This window comes from Paenibacillus faecis (assembly GCF_008084145.1).
Taxonomy (GTDB): Bacteria; Bacillota; Bacilli; order Paenibacillales; family Paenibacillaceae; genus Fontibacillus; species Fontibacillus faecis.
In genome coordinates this window covers 1,762,103-1,787,465 of sequence record NZ_VSDO01000001.1, presented here as the reverse complement: position 1 = coordinate 1,787,465, position 25,363 = coordinate 1,762,103, and the positions used below count along the sequence as shown (strand labels likewise).

The window sequence follows — 25,363 nt, the reverse complement described above, 5'->3', positions numbered from 1 at the left end:
CGGGGACAGTGTCAGGCGGGCAGTTTGACTGGGGCGGTCGCCTCCTAAAGAGTAACGGAGGCGCCCCAAGGTTCCCTCAGAATGGTTGGAAATCATTCGCAGAGTGCAAAGGCAAAAGGGAGCTTGACTGCGAGACTGACAAGTCGAGCAGGGACGAAAGTCGGGCTTAGTGATCCGGTGGTACCGCATGGAAGGGCCATCGCTCAACGGATAAAAGCTACCCTGGGGATAACAGGCTTATCTCCCCCAAGAGTCCACATCGACGGGGAGGTTTGGCACCTCGATGTCGGCTCATCGCATCCTGGGGCTGAAGTAGGTCCCAAGGGTTGGGCTGTTCGCCCATTAAAGCGGTACGCGAGCTGGGTTCAGAACGTCGTGAGACAGTTCGGTCCCTATCTGTCGTGGGCGTAGGAAATTTGAGAGGAGCTGTCCTTAGTACGAGAGGACCGGGATGGACGCACCGCTGGTGCACCAGTTGTTCCGCCAGGAGCACAGCTGGGTAGCTAAGTGCGGACGGGATAAGCGCTGAAAGCATCTAAGCGTGAAGCCCCCCTCAAGATGAGATTTCCCAACTAGTAAGACCCCTTGAAGACGACGAGGTTGATAGGCCTGAGGTGGAAGTGCAGCAATGTATGGAGCTGACAGGTACTAATCGGTCGAGGGCTTATCCAAAATAACTCCAAAAAGTGGCGTCAGGCTGAACAAGCCGATCTGAGCACTTGCGGAGACTAAAACGCAGATTCGTTTCGTATCCAGTTTTCAGGTGATCAAACCTGAAATGAATATTCCCTGATAGCTCAGTTGGTAGAGCACTCGACTGTTAATCGAGTTGTCACAGGTTCGAGTCCTGTTCGGGGAGCCATATGGAGAGGTGTCCGAGTTGGCCGAAGGAGCACGATTGGAAATCGTGTAGGCGTCACAAGCGTCTCGAGGGTTCGAATCCCTCTCTCTCCGCCATAATTATTCTAATCATGTTTCATGGCCCGTTGGTCAAGGGGTTAAGACACCTCCCTTTCACGGAGGTAACAGGGGTTCGAATCCCCTACGGGTCACCATTTTTCCAAAAGACTTGATCTTATATAACTTTGTATGCTACAATAAGTTTTGTGTTTCCCATGGAGGCTTAGCTCAGCTGGGAGAGCATCTGCCTTACAAGCAGAGGGTCGGGGGTTCGATCCCCTCAGCCTCCACCATAATTTCTTTGACTGACGCGGGGTGGAGCAGCCCGGTAGCTCGTCGGGCTCATAACCCGAAGGCCGCAGGTTCAAATCCTGCCCCCGCAATTATCCCTTCATTGGGATGCCTAACTAGTGTGGAGCCGTGGTGTAGAGGCCTAACATGCCTGCCTGTCACGCAGGAGACCGCGGGTTCGAATCCCGTCGGCTCCGCCATTTAACTTTGATGGAAACTGTCCCTGTTACCGCCGCTGTTAGTACCGGCGTAGGTGGAAAGGTTCCGAAATCTTTTCAATACGGCTCGGTAGCTCAGTCGGTAGAGCAGAGGACTGAAAATCCTCGTGTCGGCGGTTCGATTCCGTCCCGAGCCACCATTAACAACTAAATGTAGTACTTTTGCCGGTGTAGCTCAATTGGTAGAGCAACTGACTTGTAATCAGTAGGTTGGGGGTTCAAGTCCTCTCGCCGGCACCACGTGGAGGCTTAGCGAAGTGGCCAAACGCAGCAGACTGTAAATCTGTTCTCTGACGAGTTCGGTGGTTCGAATCCATCAGCCTCCACCAGTTTTAAAGGGGCATAGTTTAAAGGTAGAACAAAGGTCTCCAAAACCTTTGGTGTGGGTTCAATTCCTGCTGCCCCTGCCAGCTTCAAACAGTTTAATATCTTCTATGGCGGTCGTGGCGAAGGGGTTAACGCACCGGATTGTGGCTCCGGCATTCGTGGGTTCAAGTCCCATCGATCGCCCCATTTTTATCTGAAATAAAGTTGTTGGGGATTAGCCAAGCGGTAAGGCAACGGACTTTGACTCCGTCATCCATAGGTTCGAATCCTATATCCCCAGCCATTAAGCGGACGTGGCTCAGCGGTAGAGCATCGCCTTGCCAAGGCGAGGGTCGCGGGTTCGATTCCCGTCGTCCGCTCCATTTTTTATATATGGCGCCATAGCCAAGTGGTAAGGCACAGCTCTGCAAAAGCTTTATCCCCAGTTCGAATCTGGGTGGCGCCTCCATTTCTTTTATAAGCGGGAGTGGCGGAATCGGCAGACGCACAGGACTTAAAATCCTGCGGTAGGTGACTACCGTACCAGTTCAAGTCTGGTCTTCCGCACTTTTGATTGAGTGCCCTTAGCTCAGCTGGATAGAGCGTTTGACTACGAATCAAAAGGTCAGGAGTTCGAATCTCTTAGGGCACGCCATTATAACTGTATATTATGTTTATAACATGCCGGTGTGGCGGAATTGGCAGACGCGCGCGACTCAAAATCGTGAGGGAAACCGTGGGGGTTCGAGTCCCTTCACCGGCATTGCAAAAGAGTTCATGGAATTGTACACAATTTCATGAACTCTTTTTTTATATCTTAAGAAACTTTTGATTCTTTGTTACAAAGAAATGAGCGAAAAAGAGGGCAATATCATCAAGTTTAGGTGTGAGCCAAAAATGAAGAACAGGAGCAGGTTATCGAATAGATAGCCGGCTCTTTTTGAATAGAAAAGTGAAATTGAAATTGACCATGTGTGGCGAAGCCCTTGAAAAAAGAGGAGAATACGGCCATGAATGACTACGCGGAGGTGCGGAAAGAAACGAAACGGATAAGTCCCGGATCATGGAGGTGAGATCTAACAGGTCGGAAAAGCAGCATAAGACAAATGAACCGATGAAAGGTGCTGCAGAATTTCGTCTTATCGATATAACTGATATTGATAATCATTATCAGTTATGCTAAAATAATTTTGTTCAGTGCTGAACAAAAAGTGACCATCTATTCCTGACATTAGACTTGGTGTGCAATGACTACAAAAGAGAGGAGCTTGGGCAATTGGAGTTTAAACGTCATCTTTACGAGCAGTATTTAAAAATGCTGCATCTGAATGAGTTGTATACTGAACATGAAATTGACATGTTTCGGCAACAAGCCAGAGAGCACCAGATCGACATGCTTTCTAACAATATTACAAGTGTACACGTGATCGATTGCATTGGTGATTATGAACCTATAAACCATACCGGAATCGTGAAGAAAATGGATTTGTCCAAAGCAAGCATTACTAATATTTGTTCAAAGCTGCTGGAAACGGACTTTATTAGGAGAAGTCAACTGAACAACAATCGGAAGGAGATTTATTTTAGCTTAACGGATAAGGGAAGATGTGTTTATCATTTGCATAAAAAACTGCATCAAGAGAAAGAAGAGGGGTTCTACCGATTTATCCAATCCTATTCTGAGACGGAGTTACAGACGATCGGAAAATTTATGAGTGATTTGTTGACGCGTGCCGAAAAACTCTACGGAAGGGAAGTATGGGAGAATGACGACCTTAAAGATTGAGGAATTAAGAAGCAAGATTGAAGGAAAAGAAATTTTAAAAGGGCTCACATTGGAGATTCATGGCGGAGAGATTCATGCGATTATGGGACCTAATGGGACGGGAAAAAGCACGTTGGCTTCGGCTTTAATGGGCCATCCCAAATATGAGGTTACTGATGGCAAGGTGACACTGGACAATGAAGACCTTCTGGAGATGGAGGTGGATGAGCGTGCCCGGGCTGGCTTGTTTCTCGCGATGCAATACCCTAGTGAAATTGCCGGTGTAACGAACTCGGACTTTCTCAGAAGTGCCATCAATGCACGGCGTGAAGAAGGCGAGGAGATCTCCTTAATCCGTTTTATCCGTGAAATGGAGAGCAAAATGAAAGGGCTGGAGATGAATCCGGAATTCGCGCATCGTTATTTGAATGAGGGATTCTCCGGCGGTGAAAAAAAGCGGAATGAAATTTTGCAAATGATGCTGCTTGAACCCAAGATCGTGATTCTGGACGAAGTGGATTCCGGGCTTGATATTGATGCCCTGCGTATTGTGGCTAATGGTGTAAACGAGATGCGCAGCCCGGATCGAGGTTTTTTAATCATCACCCATTATCAACGCCTGTTGAATTATATCACCCCGGATTTTGTGCATGTCATGATGCAAGGTAGAATTGTCAAATCTGGCGGCCCGGAGCTTGCCCACCGTTTGGAGTCTGAAGGGTACGACTGGGTAAAAGAAGAGCTTGGGATTACGGATGAGACGGTAGGCGAGGAAGTTTAAAAGCGGGAGAGGAGGAAACGCAAGTGAGTATACAGACAAGAATTTCAATGAATACGAACGCTTTACGCGCTTGGTCAAGCGCTATGGGGGAGCCTCATTGGCTGCTTGAACGTCGGATTCAGGCACTCAAGCTGGCAGGTGCGCTGGAGCTGCCTAAAGTGGAGAAAACGAAACTTGAGAAATGGGATATCTACGAAACAGGAGATTACAAAGCGGAGAATCCGTGGTCAAGTTTGGAAGATGCGCCGGAGGTTGTTCGAGGTTTGGTTGCTTCTCCAGTGAAAGGCGGACTGATCGTTCAGCTCAATTCGGATGTAGTGTATACGGAATTGTCCGAGAGCTTAGCCGCCCAGGGAGTCATTTTAACGGACCTGCATACGGCGGCAAAAGAGCATGAGGAATTGGTTCAACGTTATCTCTATCAGGCAGTGAAGCCGGAAGAGCATCGTTTATCTGCTGCACACAGTGCCTTATGGAGTGGTGGCGTTTTTCTATATGTCCCGGACGGTGTCGAGGTTGAAGCGCCGATTCAAGCGATCTCTCTTAACGATACAAGCGGTGTGCGTTTCGCTCCTCACGTTTTAATTGTGGCCGGGAGCAACAGCAAGATCATTTATGTGAATCATTGTTTGTCGAGCGGGGATGATATCAAGGCATTGCATAACGGTGTGGTTGAGGTCTTTGCGGGAGCGGGCTCAAAGGTACAAGTCGCTTCGGTTCATCAGCTTGCTGCAGCAACAACGGATTTCACCGAGCGGCGGGCGGTCGTTCTTGCCGATGGGGCTGTGGAATGGATTATCGGCGAGATGAACAAGGGTTATACCGCCAGCGATACCAAGACATTGCTTCAAGGCAATGGGTCGGTATCCGACACGAAGGTGATTGCGATTGGCACGGGCATTCAAAAATCGAGCTACACCACGCAGGCCCAGCATTTTGGCAGAAGCTCGGTGAGCCAGATGATTACACGTGCCGTCATGCTTGAGGAAGCTACCGCCATTATCAACGGAATTACAAAGATTGAAAAAGGCGCTACCCATTGCGATGGTCAGCAAACCGAACGCGTGCTGATGTTAAGTCCTAAAGCGCGTGGCGATGCCAATCCGATCCTGCTGATTGATGAGGATGATGTAACCGCTGGCCATGCTGCATCCGTGGGGCAGGTCAATGCGGAGCAAATCTATTATCTGATGTCGCGCGGGATATCACGGAGCGAAGCTGAATATCTAGTTATTTTCGGATTCCTTGCTCCGGTCATTTCGGAAATCCCGCTGGAGGCAGTTCGCGGTCGTCTGCAAGATTTGGTGGAGAGCAAGCTCGGCAGATCATAGCAATCAAATGAGTCCTGAAAGGTTAAAAGGAGTGTTACGAATGGCTAAAAAAGCGCCGGATATGGGCGAATATAAATACGGGTTTCGCGACGGGCACCAGTCTATTTTTCAATCCGGAAAAGGCCTGACTGAAGAGATTGTCCGGGAAATATCCCGAATCAAGGAAGAACCGGAATGGATGCTCGATTTTCGGCTGAAAGCGTTGAAACAATTCTACAAAATGCCGATGCCTGGGTGGGGAGCGGATTTGGATGGGCTAAATCTGGATGACATCCAATATTACGTTCGTCCTTCTGAAAAACAGGGGAAGACCTGGGAGGAGGTTCCTTCCGAGATCAAAGCCACCTTTGATAAGCTGGGGATCCCTGAAGCGGAGCAAAAGTTCCTGGCAGGCGTATCCGCTCAATACGAGTCGGAAGTTATCTATCACAGTATGCGGAAGGAACTGGAGGAGCAGGGCGTTATTTTTCTTGATACGGATACAGCCTTAAAGCAATATCCTGAAGTGTTCAAGCAATATTTCGGTACGATCATCCCGCCCGCCGACAATAAATTTGCGGCGCTTAACAGCGCGGTTTGGTCAGGCGGCAGCTTTGTGTACATCCCGAAGGGCGTTCAGTGTGAGGTTCCGATACAAGGGTATTTCCGTATTAATTCCGAAAATATGGGCCAATTCGAGCGGACCTTAATTATTGCCGAAGAGGGAAGCTTCGTCCATTACGTTGAAGGATGTACAGCACCTATTTATAGTACCAGTTCTCTGCATAGCGGAGTTATCGAAATTATTTGCCGGAAAGATTCCCGTGTCCGCTACACGACCATTCAGAATTGGGCTCCTAATATTTACAACTTGGTAACCCAAAGGGCTGTGGCAGAGGAAAACGCCACAATGGAATGGGTGGACGGCAACATCGGCTCCAAGGCAACGATGAAGTATCCGGCTGTAATATTGAAAGGAAGAGGAGCCAAGGGGTCCATCCTGTTTATTGCTGTAGCCGGTAAAGATCAGCATCAGGATGCCGGCGCGAAGGTCATTCACCTTGCTCCCGAGACAACATCTACGATTATATCCAAATCGATCAGCAAACAGGGAGGTAAAGTCAGCTACCGGGGGTTGTCCAGCTTCAGCCGCGATTCCGCAGGGTCCAAGTCCAATATTAAGTGCGATACGTTGATTTTGGACAATCTCTCAACATCAGATACCATTCCGTACAATGAAATTAAAAACGATCAGATTACTTTGGAGCACGAGGCAACCGTATCCAAAGTGTCCGAGGAACAATTATTTTACTTAATGAGCCGCGGGCTTACGGAGCAAGATGCCACACAAATGATTGTAATGGGCTTTATAGAGCCGTTTACCAAAGAACTGCCGATGGAATATGCCGTTGAAATGAATCGGCTAATTCAATTTGAGATGGAAGGGAGCATCGGTTGATTTATTCATTTCATCCATCAAGCGTTTTACTTATTAGGAGGCATGGGGTGTGTTTTAATGAAGAAAAATAACTCGGACATCCCAGAATTAGAGCAAATTACTCGCGAGAAAAAGAAAATTCAATTCTATCTTAATATGCTCTTAGGACTGAGTGCCAGTTGTGGTGTGATGATACCTACGGATCCCATTTATAAGATTTTAATGGAACTTTCAGATCAAGAGGCCTCTCTTACCAAAAAGGCAAAGGATCAATCAGACCATCCGGAAGGATAAAGGCATGAATTCATGTTGTTAAAACAATGGGAGGAGCTGGCATTATGGAGGATAACGGGATTTTGTTCGACGAAGTATCGGAAGTGCTTTTCAAACTACGTCCTTTCTTATTGCGTGACGGTGGAGACGCAGAATTGGTCGAGGTTGAGAACGGTGTAGCCAAATTAAGATTTTTGGGAGCCTGCAACGGTTGCCCAAGTGCGACGATTACGTTAAAAGCCGCTATTGAACGCGCAATCCTTGAGGAAATCGATGATATTAAAGAGGTTGTACAAGTATTCTAAATTCCATTTTTTAAAAAGTCCATGAGGCGAATGCTCATGTCGAACTGCGCCGGCGGGTGGCAATGTAACAGATGTGAACATAATTGCTGACTGCCAAATGAGCAAAGCTTATTTAATTTTACGTTTGTCATTTTCCGAAGAAAGAGGATATAATAACGGGGATGCAAGAGATTTTAAAAGGAGCACGACAACATGGCTGAAAAAGATCATTCCTATTGGATGGAACTCGCGATCCGGGAAGCTCACGAGAACGTTCTAAATGCCGAAGGTGGGCCGTTTGGCGCCATTGTCGTTAAGGATGGAGTCATCATCGGCGCTGGCCGTAACTCCGTCACTTCCTTGAATGACCCGACGGCTCATGCGGAAGTCCAGGCGATCCGGGAGGCCTGCCGTCACCTGAATGATTTTCAACTGAAGGGCTGTACCCTCTATACAAGCTGTGAACCCTGTCCGATGTGCATTGGCGCTATCTATTGGTCTCGCCCGGATGCCGTTTATTTTGCCGGTACGAAGGAGGATGCCGCTCATATCGGATTTGACGACCAGTTTATTTATGAGCAGATCGCTCAACCGATGGAACAGCGTTTTATACCGATGAAGCAGATCTCCACACCGAACAGATTGCTTCCTTTTAAGGCATGGAGTTCTTCCATGAAGAAAGTTGAATACTAAGCAAGGTCTTTTACAGAACCAGCCCTCTCTTGTCTACATAGAACAACGAGAGGGCTGGTTTCATTTCGGTTCGGTTAGTTCACCTGGTTAGTTCACCGGAAGCCCATAGGTTTCGCGAATCAGCTTAAAGTAATGGTCCGCCCGGACAAACTCGAATTCATCACCCAATTCCTTTCTTAAGGTCGCCACATCGCTCGGCGTCATACTCCAGGCCAGAAGCCCCAGTGAGACGAATTGAGGGGATTTCCCATCCCATGCCGCCTTGGATTCATTTAAAATCCGAAGCGCGTCCTGAGCGGTACTGACGCCCTGTAAGATCGATATGGGGAGCGAGTCGTTCCATATTTCCACGCCATAGCGATCCTCCCAGCTTAACAACAATCCATCCGCTTTATAGTTATGCTCATAAGCCGCAGCGTAGGAATCGCCGAGGGGGACATTCTCCCCGTTGATCCGATTGAGAACATAAGGGAGGGTCATCCCGCTGCTCACCGCGTATTTATAGGATTCGTCCATAAAACGGGTGAAGGTATCCTTCGGCCAAGCTTCCGGATAAAAATAACCGGCCCCTGAAGGCCCCGCCATAATGAAGTCGTTTTCGGTAGCCGTCTGCCGATAATAGTTTAGAATGGCCGGAGCCGCGTCATAGAGCAGCGGGCTGGAGGTCCAATTGATCGGCACTTGCCCGCGGGCCGGATCTTCCCAGAGGTTTCGCATTTTATGTTGATTATATTGAAAATTATCGCCTTCACTAAAAGTCAGCGTTACATAAATTTTGTTTTGCAGCGGAGGGGCCGCGGGTATGCGGTCTTCAACCTTTTTCGGCCGGGTACCCGAGAAAACGGTCAGATTGCTGAACCAATCCGCCGCCAAAACATAAACCCCGTGATTGGAGGCGATTTCGACCGAACTGAATTCGCCTTGAACATCATTGCTGAACCAGCCGAGATAAGGGGTGCCGGGTTCCACTTCGGACATGATTTGTTCGAATAAAGCTTTTTGTTCCGGCACGTTGGATTCCAGCCAGAAAACCATGGCTTTATTGGCTACCGCATAATCGCGCAAATAACCGTACGGCTCCTTCTGCTCGGAGGAGAGCGGTTGAAGTTGGCCGGCCGACACTTTAAATTGATTCCACATGACGACCGAGGCGGTTAGCTGCTTCGTACCGGCGGGTGGAGCAAAGCGATACACAAAATAGTGGCCGTTGTCGGCAAAACGGTGCCCGCCATCTCCGGCGGAAAGTGCGGAGTTTTGACGATCATAAAGAAAAGGTTCTTCCTCGGACGTTCCGGGCACGAATTGAGCGATCGTCCGGCCATCGGCCTTCACGGTGACCTCGTGAACCGCCGGTCCCCAGCCATCCTGGGTAAAAGCGTCGTCAAAGCGCAAGTAGACGGAGTCGCCCCCCAGAAACTCAGACAGGTCCAGGTTATAGGTGTTTTTATTGCTCGCGTCCCGAATCTGTTCGGACTCTTCCGCGATGACCTTGAATGATTCGGGCAGCCCCGGGGGAATCTGAATGGAGGTGTCCGGACTCAAGCCGACGAGCATCCGGTGTGTGGTTTGATTCCACAGATTCTCATACTGCCAGGTATAAGCGTCCATGCGATCCCGGAATTTACCGCGAAGATCTTCAAGGACCCTCAGGTGATAAGGCGCCTTCGTGAGCTTAGCGGCGAGCTCGGGGCTGGCCACGGCCGCGTTCTTCAAACCGGCCAGCGTAGTGGCGACATTTATCGAGTCCGGGACCTCAGGATCATAAACAATGAGGCCGTTCAGCTCGTGTTTATATTTTTTGAGAATCGTCCAATAATCTTGGTGAACGGTATAAGGCGTTTTTAGCGTTTCCAGCCAGGTCAGCCGGCCTTCCTCCTGACTCTCCAGCAAATAAATCCGCGGAAGCGTCCGGTTAACGACACCCTGCATCGTAGCAAACAAAAGCCGGACGTCGCCCGGGGCGTCGTATACATCCGCTACGTCCAGTTTTTTGGCTTGGGCAAAGCGGGGAAGCTCCTGATCCTTGGGCCAACGGATTGAGGAATTAGATGGTGCGGCGGTTGGCGCTGCGTAGGTACTGATCGAAAAAGTAAATGTGCATATCCAGGCTAGGCAAAACACAGCAAATTTTCGAACCAAGTCAAACACCTCGTCTACTCATAGGATTAGATGCTTCATCGTCCGACTTGCGCCTGAATCCGTTCCTCCTTTCCGGCTCAACTCCATGAGAACGATTACATCTAAAACATATGTTAAATATATCTAATAATTCTTGTCAATAATTTTAAATATTAGCACAATTAAAGTGTGCAACCTATTTGACTAAATGACATAAATGATATATTTTTGAGATAAGAGAGATGAACGTTAGGAGAGGAACTATGCAAAATGAGCGCATGCCTTTGTATTTGAAAATTCAGCAGCATTATAAGGAGCTGATTCTGAAGGGGCAGTTAAAGGCAAATGATAAGATCCCTTCGGAAAAAGAGTTGATGGAGGAATTTCAGGTCAGCCGGATTACCGTGGCGAACGCCTTGATGCAGCTTGCGAAAGAAGGATGGATTTATCGTATTCCCGGCCGGGGAAGCTTTGTCAGCGAAACGATAGGTGAATTGATCGCGGACCACCAGCCGGCCTCGGGGTATGGTCGTGAAGAAGGGGAGATAGCGCCGACAAAAGCAGCCGGGTTTGGAGGATCTTATTCCAGTCCGAGTGATGGCCTAGGCAACAACGGACTAAGCGCTTGGTCCGCGGCCGGGGGGCGGAGGGTCATCGGATTGGTGATGCCTCATCTGGTGGACTATTTTGGAATACGGCTGATCCAGGGAATCACGGAAGCGATCGAAGCCACTCCGTACAGCCTGCAGATCGTGTTGACCTATAATTCGATAGAACGGGAGAAAGAAGCGGTAAACGACCTGATACGGAAAGGTGCAGCCGGTCTGATTATTTTTCCGTGTGACGCGGAAACTTACAATGAGGAGATTTTGTCCCTGAAACTCAACGGTTTTCCGTTTGTATTGGTGGATCGGTATTTACCGGGAGTGGCCACGAATGTCGCACGCAGCGACGGAATGGTCGGCGGACAATTGGCGGTGGATTATCTGTGGGGGCTCGGGCATCGGGATATAGCGATTTGCTCGGATTCGCCGCTGCCGACGATTACGGTGGAGGACCGGATTAACGGGTATATGGAGGCGCTGAAGCAAAAGGGCGCGATGATCAACCCGGCGTTGATTCTAACGGATTTTAATGTCGACTACGGGGGGATCGATAAGAAGCATCCGTTGTACAGATTCATTAAGAACCGGATTGCAACCGCCTATATTACCTTGAACGGCCGGCTTGGCATGTACATTCATTCCATCTGTTCGGAGTTAGGATTGGATGTACCGGGGGAGGTATCCATTCTGACGTTCGATGATCCGTCACCGGGATTGTACGGCACGGAGCATTACTCGCATATCTCGCAGTCGGAACAGGAAATGGGCCGGGAGGCGGCACGCATTTTGCTGAATATTTTGGAAGACGGCAGCAAGAAGAGCACGGATTCGGGGTATACCAAAGTCATCTTGCAACCGAAACTGATTGAGCGAAGGACGACAGGACCGGCTCCCCAAGTTAGATCCTAAAAGTTCGAACGATAATATTGCCAAGTAAAAAGACACTTGCCGAATAACCTTCGGCAAGTGTTTTTTTGTTTAGCGTGCCCAGACGCACGCATCTTCTAGCCGGTGAAAGTCCGGTCACGGGAAGAGCCAAGTCCCCGTGTAGCTTGGATACTTGCGTATGGCGAAATCTGTGCGTAAAAGCGTATCGACAAAAGTACCTGTCGGAGACAGGGCGAGCAACATACCAGGCCGTAACATAAAGTGAATCCTGCCGCGTCGTCAAAAAGGCCTCGCAAGAGGGAAGAGAGGGAGCCGAGTCTCGTGAATATGGACGAAGGCCAAGGAAGCTGTTTTGAACTTGGAGCGACAGCGAAGAGCCCTCCGGCGTATGGGGATCGGCATGGTATGAAAGAAGACGCAGTGAACTGGGGAGACCCTCCCCTGCACGAAGAAATTTTTTTTTTCGTAAGAGGATGCTCTATAAATCCAAAGGTGAAGTGAGCCATTCGCAGGAAGGGAGTCCGAGGGGCTCGTAGTACTGAGGAACCGCAGGACAACATAACCTGCGGGAGGGAAGGAGCCCTGCTTTGTTCACGTTTCTTAAGGAGGTACGAGTCAGTGAATGCCAAGCGGCTAACAACACCAAAGGAAAACGTTCAACAACTCCAAGAGAAACTAGGTCATGCGGCCAAGGAAAGCAAGAAGCGCAGATTCCATGCGCTGTACGACAAGGTCTACCGAATGGACATTCTGTGGGAAGCGTGGCGAAGGGTTAGGGCTAATAAAGGGGCAGCGGGAGTGGACGGTGAAACGCTGTCGGACATCGAGAAGCAGGGAGAGCATCATTTCCTGCAAGAATGCCACCGCATCCTTAAGGAAGGAAACTACCATCCACAGCCTGTTCGACGGCACTACATCCCGAAGAAAGACGGGAAGCAAAGGCCGCTCGGCATACCCACTGTCCGAGACCGAGTCATACAGATGGCAACGAAGATGGTCATAGAACCGATCTTTGAAACGGACTTTCAGGAATCCTCATTTGGGTTCCGACCGAAGAAAAGCGCGAAGCAAGCGCTCGACCGAATCCGGAAGGCATGCAACCGCAAAGGCAATTGGGTGGTCGACGTCGACATCCAAGGCTACTTCGACAACATTAATCAAGAGAAGCTCATGAAGCTGGTGGAAATGCGAGTCAGCGACAAACGCATCTTGAAGTTAATACAGAAGTGGTTAAACGCGGGAGTCATGGAAGAAGGAAAGGCAAGACGCTCAGATTTAGGAACGCCGCAAGGCGGGGTGATTTCTCCGCTGTTAGCGAACATCTACCTAAACTACTTTGACATTCTGTGGGGACGACATGGCGACGGGATTGGAGAACTTACGCGTTATGCAGATGACTTCGTGGTTGTGTGCAAAACGAGGAAGGATGCAGAGCGAGCCTACGAGCTGATCCACGCGATCATGGAACGGCTCGAACTCACATTGCATCCGACCAAAACGCGCATTGTCGGTCTTTGGACAGGAAAAGAAGGCTTCGACTTTCTAGGTATGCACCATCGCAAGACGAAGGCTGAAACCTCCGAAGGGCGGGTGTACTACACCACGCAACAATGGTTAACCCGGAAAGCGGAAGAACGCATCCGGGAAGTCGTTAAGGAACGATTGGCTCCACCGAACATGAGACATAAGTCATTATTAGAACATGTGAACTGGCTGAATCCCAAGATTCAGGGATGGAGGAATTACTACTATACGGCTTACAGTCAACGTAAGATGGCAAAATTGGATTGGTACATCTTGCAAAGGTTTGCAAGATGGTACGCCAAGAAACGCCAACGCAGACGATGGATGAGTTCGTTCCGCGAGATTAAAATCTTGACCAGTCAATTTGGACTCAAAACGCTCTTGTAATCTGCATGCACATGGATGACGAACATCGGAAAGCCGTATGAGGGAAAACCTCACGTACGGTTTGATGAGGAGGGGCAGAATTTATCTGCCCTTTACTCTAGAAATTAGCGATAAATGATATATCTAATATCTTGACTTAAATGACATATTAAAATATATTTAATAATACAATTAAATAACCTTATGATTCAGTCGAGCTTTTTCAGGTGAGGAGGAGCGAAAACGATGGAAAGGGCGGCGGAATGGACGGGAAAGTCTCCGTCTTTCAAGCGCGGGCTGCGAAGGCATAGGGATGCGGTTATCGCGGCGGTTATTCTGGTTCCGATGTTTTTGGTTTGGCTTGTCGTTTCCGGTTTTCCCACGCTTTTCGGTTTTGTGCTGGGTTTTTTCGAGTGGGTGGGGCTGGCGGATACGCCCAATTTTATCTGGTTCGGCAATTTTATCGCTTTCTTCAAAAACCCGGTATACACCGACGCCTTGTGGAGGTCCGTCTGGCTCGGGGGGCTGGTGACCGGGGTGACGCTGATCGCAGGCTTCGGTGCGGCGTTGTTTATGAATATGCCCCTGTTCGGAAAAGGTTTTTACCGGTCCATCTGGTACATTCCCGCCGTCACTTCGACGGTAGCCACAACTCAAGTCTTTAACATTTTTCTCGATACGAATAACGGTGTGATCAACAATGTTCTGAAATCACTCGGCAAAGAACCGATCGTGTGGCAGTACTCCGTGTTTTGGGGCATTTTTTGGATTGTGGTTTACTCGGTCTGGAAAGGTGTCGGCGGCGCCGCGCTGATCTGGCTCGCAGGCTTGCAGTCCGTGGACGTCTCCTTGTATGAGGCGGCGGAGATCGACGGGGCCGGCCGATGGGGGAAGCTGCGGTACGTTACCTTGCCGGGACTTAAACCGATCGCCACCTATATCGTCATCACCAACCTCATCGCGGCGATTCAGATTTACGAGCAGGTGCTGTTTATTACAAACGGCGGCCCTTACGGGCAGACGGAAGTCCTCGTCTTCCGGATTTACCGCGACGGCTTCTGGGATTTTAACCTGGGGATGGCCGGGGCCTCCTCACTGATCATGGCGGTTATAGTCATCGCCGTAACGGTCGTTTATTACAACTGGTCCACCCGCTCCGACAGAAGGACCACAATCCCGGTGAAGCCGCTGAAAAGGGGAGGGGAAAATGATGGCAAGGACAGCAGCAGCCGCACTGAAAAGTCAGTTTAGGCCCGTTCACTTGCTGGGGCATCTTTTTTTGCTGGGCATCGGACTCGTTTTGCTGTATCCCCTCGTTTTTATGATCCTGGCGGGATTTTTCAACAAAACGGAATTTACGTCCACGGTTCTGGGCCTATTTCCGATTCCTAAGGCGCCCACGCTGGCCAACTTCAAAGCGCTGATTGCCGGATCCACCGACGCGGCGGTTACGGTCTACCTGCAAAACTCCCTGATCCGAACGGTATACAACACCTTCTGGGCGCTATTCACCTCGTTTCTGGCCGGCTACGTATTTGCGCGTCTGCGCTTTAAAGGTCGGGATACCTTGTTCCTGATCCTGCTCGCAACCCAAATGATTCCGGGAACACTGGCCATTATTCCAACCTACCTGGAGTTCGCCAGATTTCCCTTTGCCGGCGGCAATCATATTTTTACGGGGGGAACGGGAATTTTGGATACATGGTGGATCTATTTGATCGGCGGTCCGAGCATCAATATTATGGGGACTTTCCTGGTCAAGCAGTCTCTGGAAAAAGTGCCGATAGAAATCGATGAAGCGGCCACCGTGGACGGGGCGGGCACGGTCCGGCTGATCTTTCGGATTCTGTTCCCGCTGCAGCTGCCGATTATGGCGTTTATCGCGATTACGACCGCACTGGGGACGTGGAACGATTTCATTACCCCGTTCTTCTATACGACGAGCGATCACTTGCAAACGCTTCCGGCGGCGATAACCCGATTATCCTCGGTGGGCGCCAGCCCCGGGGCCGTGATCAACTATCCGCTCATTATTACATTGAGCCTGGGCATTACGCTGCCCGCTTTACTCATATTTGCGTTTTTTCAAAAGTATATCGTGCAGGGTTTGGCCAATACCGGCATCAAGGGGTAACTCCCAAATTGATAAGCAGAACACGGAGGGGTGTAATTATGAGATCAAAAAAATGGATGGCCGCCGCGCTGGCAATGATGCTGACCATCGGGCTGTCGGCCTGCTCTTCTTCGGGGAGCGGGAACGCAGGAGGGAATTCCGGAGGAAACGAGCGGGCGGGGAGCGAAGCGGCGAAGCCGGATCCGGGAGCGTCCGGAACTACGATCACGGTGCTGAACGAAGGCGCCGTCGCCATTGGTGTCGGCGAGTTGTCCGCGCTTCTTCCCGAGAAGAAGAAATCCCTGATTGCCGATGAAACGCAAAACCCGCGAATCACGGAGGAAGATTTCACGTATACTCCGGGGCAGCCCGCCAAACCGGGCGTGTTCCCTTACTTCTACCAGTCGATCATGAGCGATATTTTGCAGGCCAAACATATTACGGTAAAGACGGAGGATTGGGGCTGGGGCGAGCCGCTGATTCAAAAGCAGACGGCCGGATTCCTGGCTAAGAACATGCCGGATATCATCGTCGGCGAAACGCAAATGCCGGGCTTCGCCCAGCAGGGGCTCCTCGAGCCGTTCCCGGAGGAAATGGCGAAGGAAATCCGCGAAACTATCGCGCCGGCCGCCTGGAAGCCGATGGAGTATGACGGGGAAATTTACGGTTTCGCCTCCCAACCCGGGGTGAACAGCCTGTTCTGGAACAAGAAGCTGGTACGGGAAGCGGGTCTTGACCCCGATAAAGCTCCCGCCTCATGGGAGGAGCTGGCGGCCAATGCGCAGAAGGTAACGGAAGCGGGCGGCAAAAAGTTCTACGGGGGAGGCGTTTATGCCGGCCCGAACGCAGGCGGCTACTTGCGGTACGGCACCCTTCTGGTGATCAATGGCGGAGGGTTTGCGGATGAACAAGGGCAGCCCGCTTTCAACAGCGACAGGAATGTGGAAACCGTGGAGTTTTTGAAGCGGCTCAATGCTGATCACCCCGCGGGATTGATGGTGAATACGAATGAAGGCGCTTATTTCGACGCCTTCAAAAAGGAGCAGACCGCCTATATCATCGACGGGCCTTGGCGGGCGATCGAAAGCGCGCAACTCGGCATCGATTACGGAATGGCGCCCATTCCGCTGTCCGAGGGCGGGAAGGCCGGCAATATTACGATCGGGGCGGCGTTCCATTCCGTGCCGAAAGAAGCCAAGAACAAGGAAGCGGCTTTTGAATACATCCGGGCGATGTACAGCAAGGAAATCCAAACGCTGATTGCCGATACGGGGGTAAGATCGCCGGTGCTGAAAGCGGTCGCCGAATCCGAAGCTTATCAAAAGGCGCATCCGGAAATGTACCAGCACTATTTGGCGATGGCGGGAAACGTGCAGGGACTTCCAACCTTCGCCAAAGAAAGCTCGAAGGTGTGGCAAATCTTTGGCGATGCCGTGACGAAGTCGATCATGACCAACGGAGACGTCAAGCGGATTTTGGATGAGGCGCAAAAGCAGGCGGAGGCGATCACCAAATAACCCCTTCAAATTCAATGAACGAAAAGAGTGATTCGAAATGCCGTATGAAACCGATCGAATTATGCTGCAAAAAGCGAAACAAAGATTAACGGCGCTGCGCAAAGCCGTTTACCGGACGGTCACGCCCTTGCGGGTGACCGCCTGGGTTACTCCGGAACCGGTGCCCTATGCGGACCGGATGACCGGTGAACGACTGGAACTTCAGCCGGGTGATTCCTGGGGGGGATTATGGGGCTGCGCCTGGTTTCGTTTTCAGGGTACCGTTCCCGGGGAACTGGCCGGGGAAAAGGTGGTCCTTCTGATCGATGTCAATGGAGAGCTGTGCCTGGTTGACGAGGAAGGTACGCCAAGGCAGGGATTGACCAATATCAATTCCGAATTTGATTTCAGTCTGGGGCTCCCAGGAAAACGGGTGGTCGACGTCGCCTTCCCGGCGGCGGGCGGTGAGGTGATCGATCTTTGGGCGGACGGAGGCAACAACGACCTGTTCGGCAGATTTCGCGGCGGCACGCTGAAGGAAGCGGATATCGCCGTTTGCCGGGAGCCGGTCCGGGAGCTTTACTACGATTTTGAGGTCCTGATCGAGCTGGTCGAGCAATTGCCGGAAGCCGGCTCGAGACGGGCGCAAATCGTGCAAAGCTTGTATGAAGCCGCCAATATGCTGGCTGTGATCGATGAGGAGACCGTCCGCAACGCCAAAGCCAAAGTTGCCCCGCAGCTCGCCAAGCGGGGCGGGGATCCCACCATCACGGTGAGCGCGATTGGCCACGCGCACATCGACCTTGCCTGGCTGTGGCCGATCCGGGAAACGATCCGCAAGGGGGCGCGGACTTTTTCGACCGTGCTCCGCAATATGGAGAAGTACCCCGATTATGTGTTCGGCGCCAGCCAGCCGCAATTATACGCCTGGATGAAGGAGCATTATCCGAAGTTATACGGCCGGATCAAGGAGCGTATCCGAGAAGGGCGCTGGGAAGCGCAAGGAGCGATGTGGGTCGAACCGGACACCAACATTTCCGGCGGCGAAGCATTGGTTAGACAAATCCTTTACGGCAAGCGCTTTTTCCGGGAGGAGTTCGGGCAGGACATGAAGGTGCTGTGGCTGCCGGACGTGTTCGGCTATACCGGGAGTCTGCCGCAGCTGCTGCGGAAGTCCGGCGTCGATTACATGATGACGCAGAAACTGTCCTGGAGCGTATACAATACGCATCCGCACCATAGTTTCCTATGGGAAGGCATCGACGGGACGCGAGTACTGACCCATCTGCCTCCCGAGGATACGTACAACAGTCCGGCCGCGCCAAGATCGCTGATGAAGATCGAGCAGCGGTATCTGGACAAAGGCGTATCGGAGCATGCGCTGATGCTGTTCGGCATCGGCGATGGCGGCGGCGGTCCGGGGGAGGAGCATCTGGAGCGTCTGGCGCGGGAACGGGATCTCCTGGGCCTCCCGCCGGTGATCCAGGAATCTTCGCTGGCATTCTTTCGGCGGCTGGAACGGGAAGCGGAGCGGTTCCAAACCTACAAGGGCGAGTTGTACCTGGAGAAACATCAGGGGACGCTGACCAGCCAGGCCCGCAACAAATGGTATAACCGCAAGCTGGAAAAAGCGCTCCGCGAACTGGAATTCGCGGCTACTCTGGCCTGGGCTCTGACCGGGGCCGCGTACCCCGCGGAGCGGCTGGAGCGGATCTGGAAGGAAACGCTGCTGTACCAGTTCCACGACATTCTGCCGGGTTCCTCGATTACGCGGGTGTTTGAGGAGTCGCTGGCCCGGTATGCCGAGCTGTATCGGGAGGTGGAGGCGATGCTGGACGAAACCTATGGAGAAATCGCCGGCTTCATTGCGGAGCCGGGAAGGCCGGTGCTGTTCAACTCCCTGCCTTGGGACCGCGAGGATTGGGTGCAATGGGAGGGCGGATGGCACAAGGTGAGCGTTCCGGCAATGGGGTATCTTCCTCTGGAAGCGGCTTTGCCTACAACGGCGGAAGAAGAACCGGCCTTATCCGTGTTACGGGCAGCCGACGGATGGCTGGAAAACGACCGGTTGTCGATTCGTTTCGATGAAAACGGGGGTCTGCAATCCGTTTACGACAAAACCTGCGGACGGGAGGCTCTTCAACCGGGCGGAAGCGGCAATATGTTAACGGTGTACCATGATGACGGGGATGCGTGGGATTTTCCCCGGGATTACCGCGAGATGAAGGCGGGACGGATGAAGCTCGAACAGGCCAAAGCCTATATCGACGGGCCCCGGGCCGTCATGGAACAGGAGTACCGCTTCGGCGAATCGACGATCCGGCAAAAAATCATGCTTTACGAAGGCGGAAGCGCCGTGATCTTCGAAACGGAAGCCGATTGGCGGGAAACGGGTAAAATGCTGCGCGCGGCTTTCCCTTTAAACGTTGCCAGCGATCGGGTCAACTGCGAGATTCAATTCGGCCATCTGAAGCGCCCGACTACCCGGAACACGCTGCTGCAGATGGCGCAGGACGAAATTTGCGCCCATCATTTTATCGATCTTTCCCAGCCCGATTACGGGGTGGCGCTGCTTAACGACTGCAAGTACGGACATAGCGCGGAGGCGAACGTTATCGATATCAATCTGCTGCGCAGTCCGTCCTACCCGGATGAAACGGCGGACCGGGCCCGGCACCGGTTTACGTATGCCCTGCATCCGCACCAAGGGGATTTTATCCGGGCGGAGGTGTACAAAAAGGGCTACGAGCTGAATATCCCGCTGCGTGCCGTTCAAGCGTCGGCGATGGGTGACGGAACGGTGGTATCCGAGACGCCGCGCGCGGCCGGCCCATTGTTGCGGCTTCATGCCGACAACGTTATGGTGGAGGCCGTCAAAAAGGCGGAGGACAGCGGCCATTTGATCTTGAGATTATACGAAACCTCGGGAACGGCGGCCCGCGGGACACTAGAACTGGGATTCGATTGCCGCGTCATTGAGGAAACGGATTTGATGGAGGCGCCGATCCGGGTTCTTGGGAAAAACGGACGCGAAGTGGAGTTGGATTTTACCCCGTTTGAAATCAAAACCATCCGTGTAGAACTAGCGAAGTCTTAGTGGGGAGGTGGGAGGCTATGAAGCCGGCGTTATGTTAACGTTCACAGCATTCTCGGAATTAAATTGGAATGAGAGAGGAAGATGACCCATGAAAAGCGGCTTTCGTCCGCCCGCCGTCCCTTTGGTTACGGTGGATCCTTATTTCAGCGTCTGGTCGATGGCGGATCGGCTCACGGACGATTATACCCGGCACTGGACCGGGCAGCGGAACGCGCTAACCGGCCTGATCCGGGTCGACGGCGAGCCTTACCGTTTCGCCGGAAGGGTCGAGCCTAGCGCCGAAAGGTATTATACCGAGCCGGCGGCGATGGAACAGACCGGACTGGAGGTTACGGCGCTGACGACCGCCTATCGGTTTGCAGGGGGCGGCGTAGCGCTGGAAGTGAACTTTACGACGCCTCTGCTGCCGGACGATCTGGAGGTGTTGTCGCGTCCCGCTTCCTATATCCAATTAACCGTTCGTTCCCTGGACGGCGGTCCTCACCGGGTCCAGCTCTATTTGGATGTGACCGGGGAATGGTGCGTGGACAGGAGCGACCAGCGGGTCGTTTGGCAAAAAAGCGAGAATCCGAGCGGACTTGACCTAGTTCGGATGAGCCATGAAACACAGAATTATCTGAACCGGTCGGGAGACGATTTGCGGATTGACTGGGGAACCCTGTACCTGGCGGTTCAGGCTGGGGAATCGGCCTCCGTTTTCGCCGGATCTGCCGGGCTGCGCAAGCGGTTTGTAAGGGAGGGGAGGATCGATGATCCGCACGCTTACGAAATATCCCAGCCTAGAGCGGTCCGCGACGGTTATCCCGTCCTCGGCCAGCTTTGGGATTGCGGCGAGGTGGGGGAGGAAGCCCTCTCCCGGGTGGTGGTGCTGGCCTACGATGATGTTTATGCGATCGAGTATTTCGGCGAGAAGCTCCAGGCTTATTGGAAAAGAAACGGGACGACCGTCCCGGCGATGCTGGAGGCCGCCTTCGCGGAAGCGCCCGACCTCTTGCGGCGCTGCCGCTTATTCGATCAACGTCTGAGGGAAGAGGCCGCTCGGTCCGGCGGAGAAAAATACGCCGATTTGCTTGCTCTGGCTTACCGTCAGGCGATCGCCGCCCATAAGCTGGTGACGGGCCCGGACGGGGAGGTTCTGTTCATGTCCAAGGAATGCTACAGCAACGGCTGCATCGCCACCGTGGACGTCAGCTATCCTTCGATCCCTTTGTTCCTGCTCTATCAGCCCGAACTCGTGCGCGGCATGATGCGGCCGATCTTCAAGTATGCCGCGAGCGAGGCCTGGCCTTTTGAGTTCGCTCCTCATGATGTCGGCCAATACCCGCTGGCGAACGGTCAGGTGTATGCGGAGAACAAGCTGGAGGGGCAAATGCCCGTGGAGGAATGCGGAAACATGCTGATTATGGCCGCTGCCGTCGGCTTAGCCGACCGCCGGCTTGATTGGCTGGATCCCTACAGGCCGCTGCTGAAGCGGTGGGCGGATTATTTGTGCGAGCACGGGCTTGATCCCGAAAACCAGCTCTGTACGGATGATTTCGCGGGTCACCTGGCCCGGAACGCCAACCTGTCGGTCAAGGCGGCCATGGGGGTTGCCGGCTATGCGATTCTATTGGAATTGCAGGGGCGCCATTCCGAGTCGGAGCACTATTCCAAGACAGCCCGGGAGATGGCGGCAACATGGGCGGAATTGGCCGAGGACGGGGACCATGCCAAGCTCGCTTTCGGTCAGGACGGAACCTGGAGTTTAAAGTACAATCTGATCTGGGACCAGATTTTCGAGACGCGGATTTTTGACGAGGAGATCGCTCGAACCGAGACAGCCTGGTACGCCAAAACACAAAATGGTTACGGTGTTCCCCTGGATAGCAGGGAGACGTATACAAAGGCCGATTGGCTCGTTTGGGCCGCTGCGCTAACATCGGAAAGGGAAGCATTCATCCATTTGGTGGAACCGCTCTGGAAGGCGCTGCACGAGACAAAGGACCGCGTGCCGTTTACGGACTGGTACGACACGAAGAGCGCCCGTCAACTGAATTTTCAGCACCGCAGCGTCGTCGGCGGAATATTCATCAAATTATTGAAGGATCGAGGCTTTAAAAGGTAGGAGCTTAGCGTTCGAGGATATCAAAGAGCCGCAGGTCATTGGACCTGCGGCTCTTCAATCCTATTTCAAGGTTCCACGGTGACTTCGCCATCCGGGTCGCCGTCTTTGACGAGGGCTTTCAGCCGAGGGAGCTCCAGATAATGGCATAGGCACTCCAACTGGCCCGGCGTCTTCTCCTCACTTTGGCCTTGGACCGTAACGGCCTCGCGGTTTAAGTAAAACATCAGCCGCTCCTGAATTTCGGCGGGACGGTCCGTTTGGATCCGCACCCGCACTTGCAGGCGGATGCCCCGCAGCAGAATCTTCATCGATTCATGGGCGAGGATATAAGCGGTCACCGAGTAAACGGCCTGCTCGAAGCCGAAGTGAAAACCGGCCGCAAGCAGGATGGTGCAATTCAGCAGCAGCCTCATGCCCTCGGACGGGAAAAGCTGGCGCTGCTTTCGGGGCAACCCCTCCACGGTCTGCCCGGCCGTATCCAACGCGCCGCCGAAACGGAGGGCGAGCCCCAGCCCCGATCCGAGACAGAGTCCACCGAGCAGAGCCGCAGGCAGCGGGTCGCCCGTTAAAGCGGGGGAGGGATGGAGGACCAGCGTCCCCAGCGAGAATACGAGCAGCCCGCAAACGGTGAACAGGCCGAACGGGGCGTCGATATTTTTTCGTTCCAATAGAATCAACGGTAAATTCAGCAGGAAAAGAAACAGCCCCAATTTCATTTCTGCGGTTAAGGCGAACAGAACGGATAATCCGGTCATTCCGCCTACGACGATGCCGTGCGGCATCAGAAACAGCTCCAGCCCCGCGGCTGCGAGAATCGCCCCGGTCATGACCCCGAAAAACCGGGTAAAGGGCAGGTTCCTTATCTTCCTAAAGCGCCGGAGCTTGACGGCTGAATCGGTGGCGAGTTTGGCTTTCAAGCGAACTCCCCCCTTTCAGGGGCCGTAAGGCCCGGTTATTCGATTCTTCTATATGAATGAAGAAGGGTAACCGAGGTTAAGAAGAGGTTTCCTCCTGCAGCGGTTTATTCTGCGCAAGACGTTTCCGGTAGCGATGTTCGAATTTGAAGACTTTATCCAACATCTTCAACACCCATTTGCTTTCTTTGGCCATCAAAGGGCCCAAGATCGCCAAAATCAAAACATACAGCGCGGCGAAAGGCTGCAAAATAGCCATGAGCCCCCCGGCTTTGCCAAGGTTGACCAGGATGATCGAGAATTCACCGCGGCCCATAATCGTCAGGCCGATATTGATGGATGCTTTCGGCGACAACCCGGCTTTGCGGCCCGCAATCATTCCCGCCGTAATATTTCCGATTAAGGTAAGGATAACGGCAGCCAGCGAATACCAGACCGCTCCGCCCAATTGCATCGGGTCGATGGACAGACCGAAGCTGAAGAAGAAGGCGGCCCCGAAAAAGTCACGGAACGGAATGACGAATTTCTCAATGCGTTTGACATGCTCGGTTTCGGCAAGCACCAGGCCGAGCAGAAGAGCGCCGATCGCTTCGGCGACGTGGATGGTTTCGGAAAATCCGGCGATCAGAAACAGGCCGGCGAAAATGACGAGAATAAACAATTCGTTGGAACGAATATTCAATACGCGGTTTAGCAGAGGAACGAGCTTTCGTCCGACGAACAGCAGCAGCAACATATAGCCGAGCGAAATCGCCGTCGATATTAGAACTCCCCCGATCGTTGACGACCCGCTGAGAATCAGGCCCGACAGAACGGAGATATAAAGCGCGAGGACAACATCTTCAAACATGGTAATGCCCAAAACCATTTCCGTTTCGGGATTGGCGGTTCTTTTCAGATCGACGAGCACTTTGGCTACGATCGCACTGGAGGAGAAGGTGGTTATACCGGCGATGACCAGAATTTCGGGTAAAGGGAAGGAGGAGACGATACCAAATAAGACGCCGAGCGAAAAGTTGATCCCGATATAGATCGCTCCGCCCATGACAATCGATTTACCGGATTTGATCAGCCGGCTGACCGAGAATTCCAGACCCAAATAGAAGAGAAGGAAAAGCACGCCGATGCGGCCCATAAAATCGATAAACGGGGCGCTTTCGATAAAGCGGAAATCCAGATGGCCGAGTTCCATGGCATGGGGCCCTACGACCATCCCGATAATGATATAAAAAGGAATAACGGACAGACGAAGTTTTGCGGAGATCAGTCCGGCGGCCGCGATCAAAGCGACCGCCAGGCCGATCTCAAGCACGATATGATCCATTCAACCACTTCCATTCAATAGAATATGTCTGATTTGTTGTTGGTGCAGACGTTCGCCGATCACGACAACGAGAGCGTCGGCCGTCAGCATCAAATCCGGTCCCGGATTGACGTGTTTTTTCTGATTTTTTTCGATAACCGCGATAATCGTCGCGCCGGAGCGTTGACGGATACGCAGTTCGCCGATCGTTTTGCCGATCGCTTTATAATTCGGCTCCAAACGGTACCATTCGATGATCAGGTCGCCCAAAGCGACTTCGATATTTTCCAAAGCGGTCGGCTGATAAGTTACGCCGCCGATAATCGCGGACACGTATCTGGCTTCGTCATCATCCAAAGTGACCATGGAGATGCTGTCATCCGGATTTTCTTCATCAAAATGAAACATCTCGCGTCGGCCGTCATCATGAATGATGATCGTCAGCTTTTCCCCGCTGCGCGTCTGGACTACAAATTTTTTACCTATGCCTGGTAATTCGGTTTCTTTAAGATTCATGTGTTTCAAGCCTCCAGTGTTCAGGTAGTATCCCGTACCGGGATGGAAAGTTGAAGAATA

The 25,363-nt window shown here is 52.3% G+C and carries 18 protein-coding genes, 17 tRNA genes and 1 rRNA gene; 32 read left to right on the top strand and 4 right to left on the bottom strand.

From position 1 onward, the window contains the following. From FRY98_RS07945 to FRY98_RS07825, 25 genes are all read left to right on the top strand, one after another. A 23S ribosomal RNA gene (locus FRY98_RS07945) occupies positions 1-672 on the top strand; the annotation flags it as partial. Positions 673-786: 114 nt separating this feature from the next. After that, positions 787-862, top strand: a tRNA-Asn gene (locus FRY98_RS07940). Between the two features lie 3 nt (positions 863-865). Next, a tRNA-Ser gene (locus FRY98_RS07935) sits at positions 866-957 on the top strand. Between the two features lie 23 nt (positions 958-980). Next, positions 981-1,055 (top strand) — tRNA-Glu (locus tag FRY98_RS07930). Between the two features lie 62 nt (positions 1,056-1,117). Continuing rightward, a tRNA-Val gene (locus FRY98_RS07925) sits at positions 1,118-1,193 on the top strand. 16 nt (positions 1,194-1,209) lie between these two features. After that, positions 1,210-1,283 (top strand) — tRNA-Met (locus tag FRY98_RS07920). Positions 1,284-1,314: 31 nt separating this feature from the next. Next, a tRNA-Asp gene (locus tag FRY98_RS07915) sits at positions 1,315-1,391 on the top strand. A gap of 82 nt (positions 1,392-1,473) precedes the next feature. Continuing rightward, positions 1,474-1,549 (top strand) — tRNA-Phe (locus FRY98_RS07910). A 24-nt stretch (positions 1,550-1,573) separates the two neighbouring features. Continuing rightward, positions 1,574-1,649, top strand: a tRNA-Thr gene (locus FRY98_RS07905). Positions 1,650-1,652: 3 nt separating this feature from the next. After that, positions 1,653-1,738, top strand: a tRNA-Tyr gene (locus FRY98_RS07900). A gap of 7 nt (positions 1,739-1,745) precedes the next feature. Next, positions 1,746-1,819, top strand: a tRNA-Trp gene (locus FRY98_RS07895). Positions 1,820-1,846: 27 nt separating this feature from the next. After that, positions 1,847-1,922, top strand: a tRNA-His gene (locus tag FRY98_RS07890). Between the two features lie 22 nt (positions 1,923-1,944). After that, positions 1,945-2,019 (top strand) — tRNA-Gln (locus FRY98_RS07885). A 4-nt stretch (positions 2,020-2,023) separates the two neighbouring features. Further along, positions 2,024-2,098, top strand: a tRNA-Gly gene (locus FRY98_RS07880). A gap of 12 nt (positions 2,099-2,110) precedes the next feature. After that, a tRNA-Cys gene (locus FRY98_RS07875) sits at positions 2,111-2,184 on the top strand. A 12-nt stretch (positions 2,185-2,196) separates the two neighbouring features. Continuing rightward, positions 2,197-2,282, top strand: a tRNA-Leu gene (locus tag FRY98_RS07870). Positions 2,283-2,293: 11 nt separating this feature from the next. Then, a tRNA-Arg gene (locus FRY98_RS07865) sits at positions 2,294-2,370 on the top strand. 28 nt (positions 2,371-2,398) lie between these two features. Then, positions 2,399-2,478 (top strand) — tRNA-Leu (locus FRY98_RS07860). Positions 2,479-2,991: 513 nt separating this feature from the next. Next, positions 2,992-3,501, top strand: coding sequence for a MarR family transcriptional regulator (locus FRY98_RS07855; protein WP_225040918.1), 510 nt, complete (start codon positions 2,992-2,994; stop codon positions 3,499-3,501). After that, a complete protein-coding gene (gene sufC, locus FRY98_RS07850) occupies positions 3,482-4,261 on the top strand; it encodes a Fe-S cluster assembly ATPase SufC (protein WP_148451124.1) in 780 nt (259 codons plus the stop codon). Before FRY98_RS07855 ends, sufC begins: the two co-directional genes overlap by 20 nt. 23 nt (positions 4,262-4,284) lie before the next feature. Next, on the top strand, positions 4,285-5,592 hold the full coding sequence (sufD, locus tag FRY98_RS07845; RefSeq protein ID WP_148451123.1) for a Fe-S cluster assembly protein SufD: 1,308 nt from the start codon (positions 4,285-4,287) through the stop codon (positions 5,590-5,592). A gap of 40 nt (positions 5,593-5,632) precedes the next feature. Beyond that, on the top strand, positions 5,633-7,030 hold the full coding sequence (gene sufB, locus FRY98_RS07840) for a Fe-S cluster assembly protein SufB (RefSeq protein ID WP_148451122.1): 1,398 nt from the start codon (positions 5,633-5,635) through the stop codon (positions 7,028-7,030). A gap of 57 nt (positions 7,031-7,087) precedes the next feature. Then, positions 7,088-7,303, top strand: a complete 216-nt coding sequence (locus tag FRY98_RS07835; RefSeq protein WP_148451121.1) for a hypothetical protein — start codon at positions 7,088-7,090, stop codon at positions 7,301-7,303. Positions 7,304-7,347: 44 nt separating this feature from the next. Continuing rightward, positions 7,348-7,587 (top strand): NifU family protein, encoded by a 240-nt coding sequence (locus FRY98_RS07830; protein WP_148451120.1) that lies wholly within the window; start codon positions 7,348-7,350, stop codon positions 7,585-7,587. A 192-nt stretch (positions 7,588-7,779) separates the two neighbouring features. Then, the gene (locus FRY98_RS07825) at positions 7,780-8,259 is read left to right on the top strand and encodes a nucleoside deaminase (protein WP_148451119.1); all 480 of its coding nucleotides are present in this window, start codon (positions 7,780-7,782) and stop codon (positions 8,257-8,259) included. 87 nt (positions 8,260-8,346) lie between these two features. On the opposite strand, the gene FRY98_RS07820 is transcribed toward FRY98_RS07825, so the two are convergent. Continuing rightward, entirely contained in the window at positions 8,347-10,398 is a 2,052-nt protein-coding gene (locus FRY98_RS07820; RefSeq protein WP_148451118.1) for a GxGYxYP domain-containing protein, read from the bottom strand. Positions 10,399-10,640: 242 nt separating this feature from the next. Here FRY98_RS07820 and FRY98_RS07815 point away from each other — a divergent pair, with 242 nt between their 5' ends. From FRY98_RS07815 to FRY98_RS07785, 7 genes are all read left to right on the top strand, one after another. Further along, entirely contained in the window at positions 10,641-11,891 is a 1,251-nt protein-coding gene (locus tag FRY98_RS07815; RefSeq protein WP_148451117.1) for a GntR family transcriptional regulator, read from the top strand. Positions 11,892-12,488: 597 nt separating this feature from the next. Further along, a complete protein-coding gene (gene ltrA, locus FRY98_RS07810) occupies positions 12,489-13,781 on the top strand; it encodes a group II intron reverse transcriptase/maturase (RefSeq protein ID WP_148451116.1) in 1,293 nt (430 codons plus the stop codon). Between the two features lie 225 nt (positions 13,782-14,006). After that, positions 14,007-15,011, top strand: coding sequence for a carbohydrate ABC transporter permease (locus tag FRY98_RS07805; RefSeq protein ID WP_148451115.1), 1,005 nt, complete (start codon positions 14,007-14,009; stop codon positions 15,009-15,011). Next, positions 14,968-15,894: a carbohydrate ABC transporter permease gene (locus FRY98_RS07800; RefSeq protein ID WP_225040812.1), complete on the top strand. Its 927-nt coding sequence runs from the start codon at positions 14,968-14,970 to the stop codon at positions 15,892-15,894. The genes FRY98_RS07805 and FRY98_RS07800 overlap by 44 nt, the downstream gene beginning before the upstream one ends. Positions 15,895-15,932: 38 nt before the next feature. Then, positions 15,933-17,390 carry an extracellular solute-binding protein gene (locus tag FRY98_RS07795; protein WP_148451114.1) on the top strand — a complete coding sequence of 486 codons (1,458 nt, stop codon included), beginning with the start codon at positions 15,933-15,935 and terminating at the stop codon, positions 17,388-17,390. Between the two features lie 37 nt (positions 17,391-17,427). After that, positions 17,428-20,466 carry an alpha-mannosidase gene (locus FRY98_RS07790; protein WP_148451113.1) on the top strand — a complete coding sequence of 1,013 codons (3,039 nt, stop codon included), beginning with the start codon at positions 17,428-17,430 and terminating at the stop codon, positions 20,464-20,466. Between the two features lie 88 nt (positions 20,467-20,554). After that, a complete protein-coding gene (locus tag FRY98_RS07785; RefSeq protein ID WP_148451112.1) occupies positions 20,555-22,570 on the top strand; it encodes a glutaminase family protein in 2,016 nt (671 codons plus the stop codon). Positions 22,571-22,635: 65 nt separating this feature from the next. Here the strand turns inward: FRY98_RS07785 and FRY98_RS07780 are convergent, their stop codons facing one another. The 3 genes from FRY98_RS07780 to FRY98_RS07770 form a co-directional block, all read right to left on the bottom strand. Further along, positions 22,636-23,487: a YitT family protein gene (locus tag FRY98_RS07780; RefSeq protein ID WP_148451111.1), complete on the bottom strand. Its 852-nt coding sequence runs from the start codon at positions 23,485-23,487 to the stop codon at positions 22,636-22,638. Positions 23,488-23,563: 76 nt separating this feature from the next. After that, entirely contained in the window at positions 23,564-24,808 is a 1,245-nt protein-coding gene (locus FRY98_RS07775) for a cation:proton antiporter (RefSeq protein ID WP_148451110.1), read from the bottom strand. Further along, complete coding sequence (locus FRY98_RS07770) at positions 24,809-25,303, bottom strand: cation:proton antiporter regulatory subunit (protein WP_148451109.1); 495 nt, start codon at positions 25,301-25,303, stop codon at positions 24,809-24,811. Between the last annotated feature and the right edge of the window lie 60 nt (positions 25,304-25,363).

Coding starts and splice junctions, on each gene's coding strand:
- sufC (WP_148451124.1), top strand. CDS start 3,482: ATGACGACCTTAAAGATTGAGGAATTAAGAAGCAAGATTGAAGGAAAA.
- sufB (WP_148451122.1), top strand. CDS start 5,633: ATGGCTAAAAAAGCGCCGGATATGGGCGAATATAAATACGGGTTTCGC.
- FRY98_RS07835 (WP_148451121.1), top strand. CDS start 7,088: ATGAAGAAAAATAACTCGGACATCCCAGAATTAGAGCAAATTACTCGC.
- FRY98_RS07830 (WP_148451120.1), top strand. CDS start 7,348: ATGGAGGATAACGGGATTTTGTTCGACGAAGTATCGGAAGTGCTTTTC.
- FRY98_RS07825 (WP_148451119.1), top strand. CDS start 7,780: ATGGCTGAAAAAGATCATTCCTATTGGATGGAACTCGCGATCCGGGAA.
- FRY98_RS07815 (WP_148451117.1), top strand. CDS start 10,641: ATGCAAAATGAGCGCATGCCTTTGTATTTGAAAATTCAGCAGCATTAT.
- FRY98_RS07805 (WP_148451115.1), top strand. CDS start 14,007: ATGGAAAGGGCGGCGGAATGGACGGGAAAGTCTCCGTCTTTCAAGCGC.
- FRY98_RS07800 (WP_225040812.1), top strand. CDS start 14,968: ATGATGGCAAGGACAGCAGCAGCCGCACTGAAAAGTCAGTTTAGGCCC.
- FRY98_RS07795 (WP_148451114.1), top strand. CDS start 15,933: ATGAGATCAAAAAAATGGATGGCCGCCGCGCTGGCAATGATGCTGACC.
- FRY98_RS07790 (WP_148451113.1), top strand. CDS start 17,428: ATGCCGTATGAAACCGATCGAATTATGCTGCAAAAAGCGAAACAAAGA.
- FRY98_RS07785 (WP_148451112.1), top strand. CDS start 20,555: ATGAAAAGCGGCTTTCGTCCGCCCGCCGTCCCTTTGGTTACGGTGGAT.
- FRY98_RS07775 (WP_148451110.1), bottom strand. CDS start 24,808: ATGGATCATATCGTGCTTGAGATCGGCCTGGCGGTCGCTTTGATCGCG.
- FRY98_RS07770 (WP_148451109.1), bottom strand. CDS start 25,303: ATGAATCTTAAAGAAACCGAATTACCAGGCATAGGTAAAAAATTTGTA.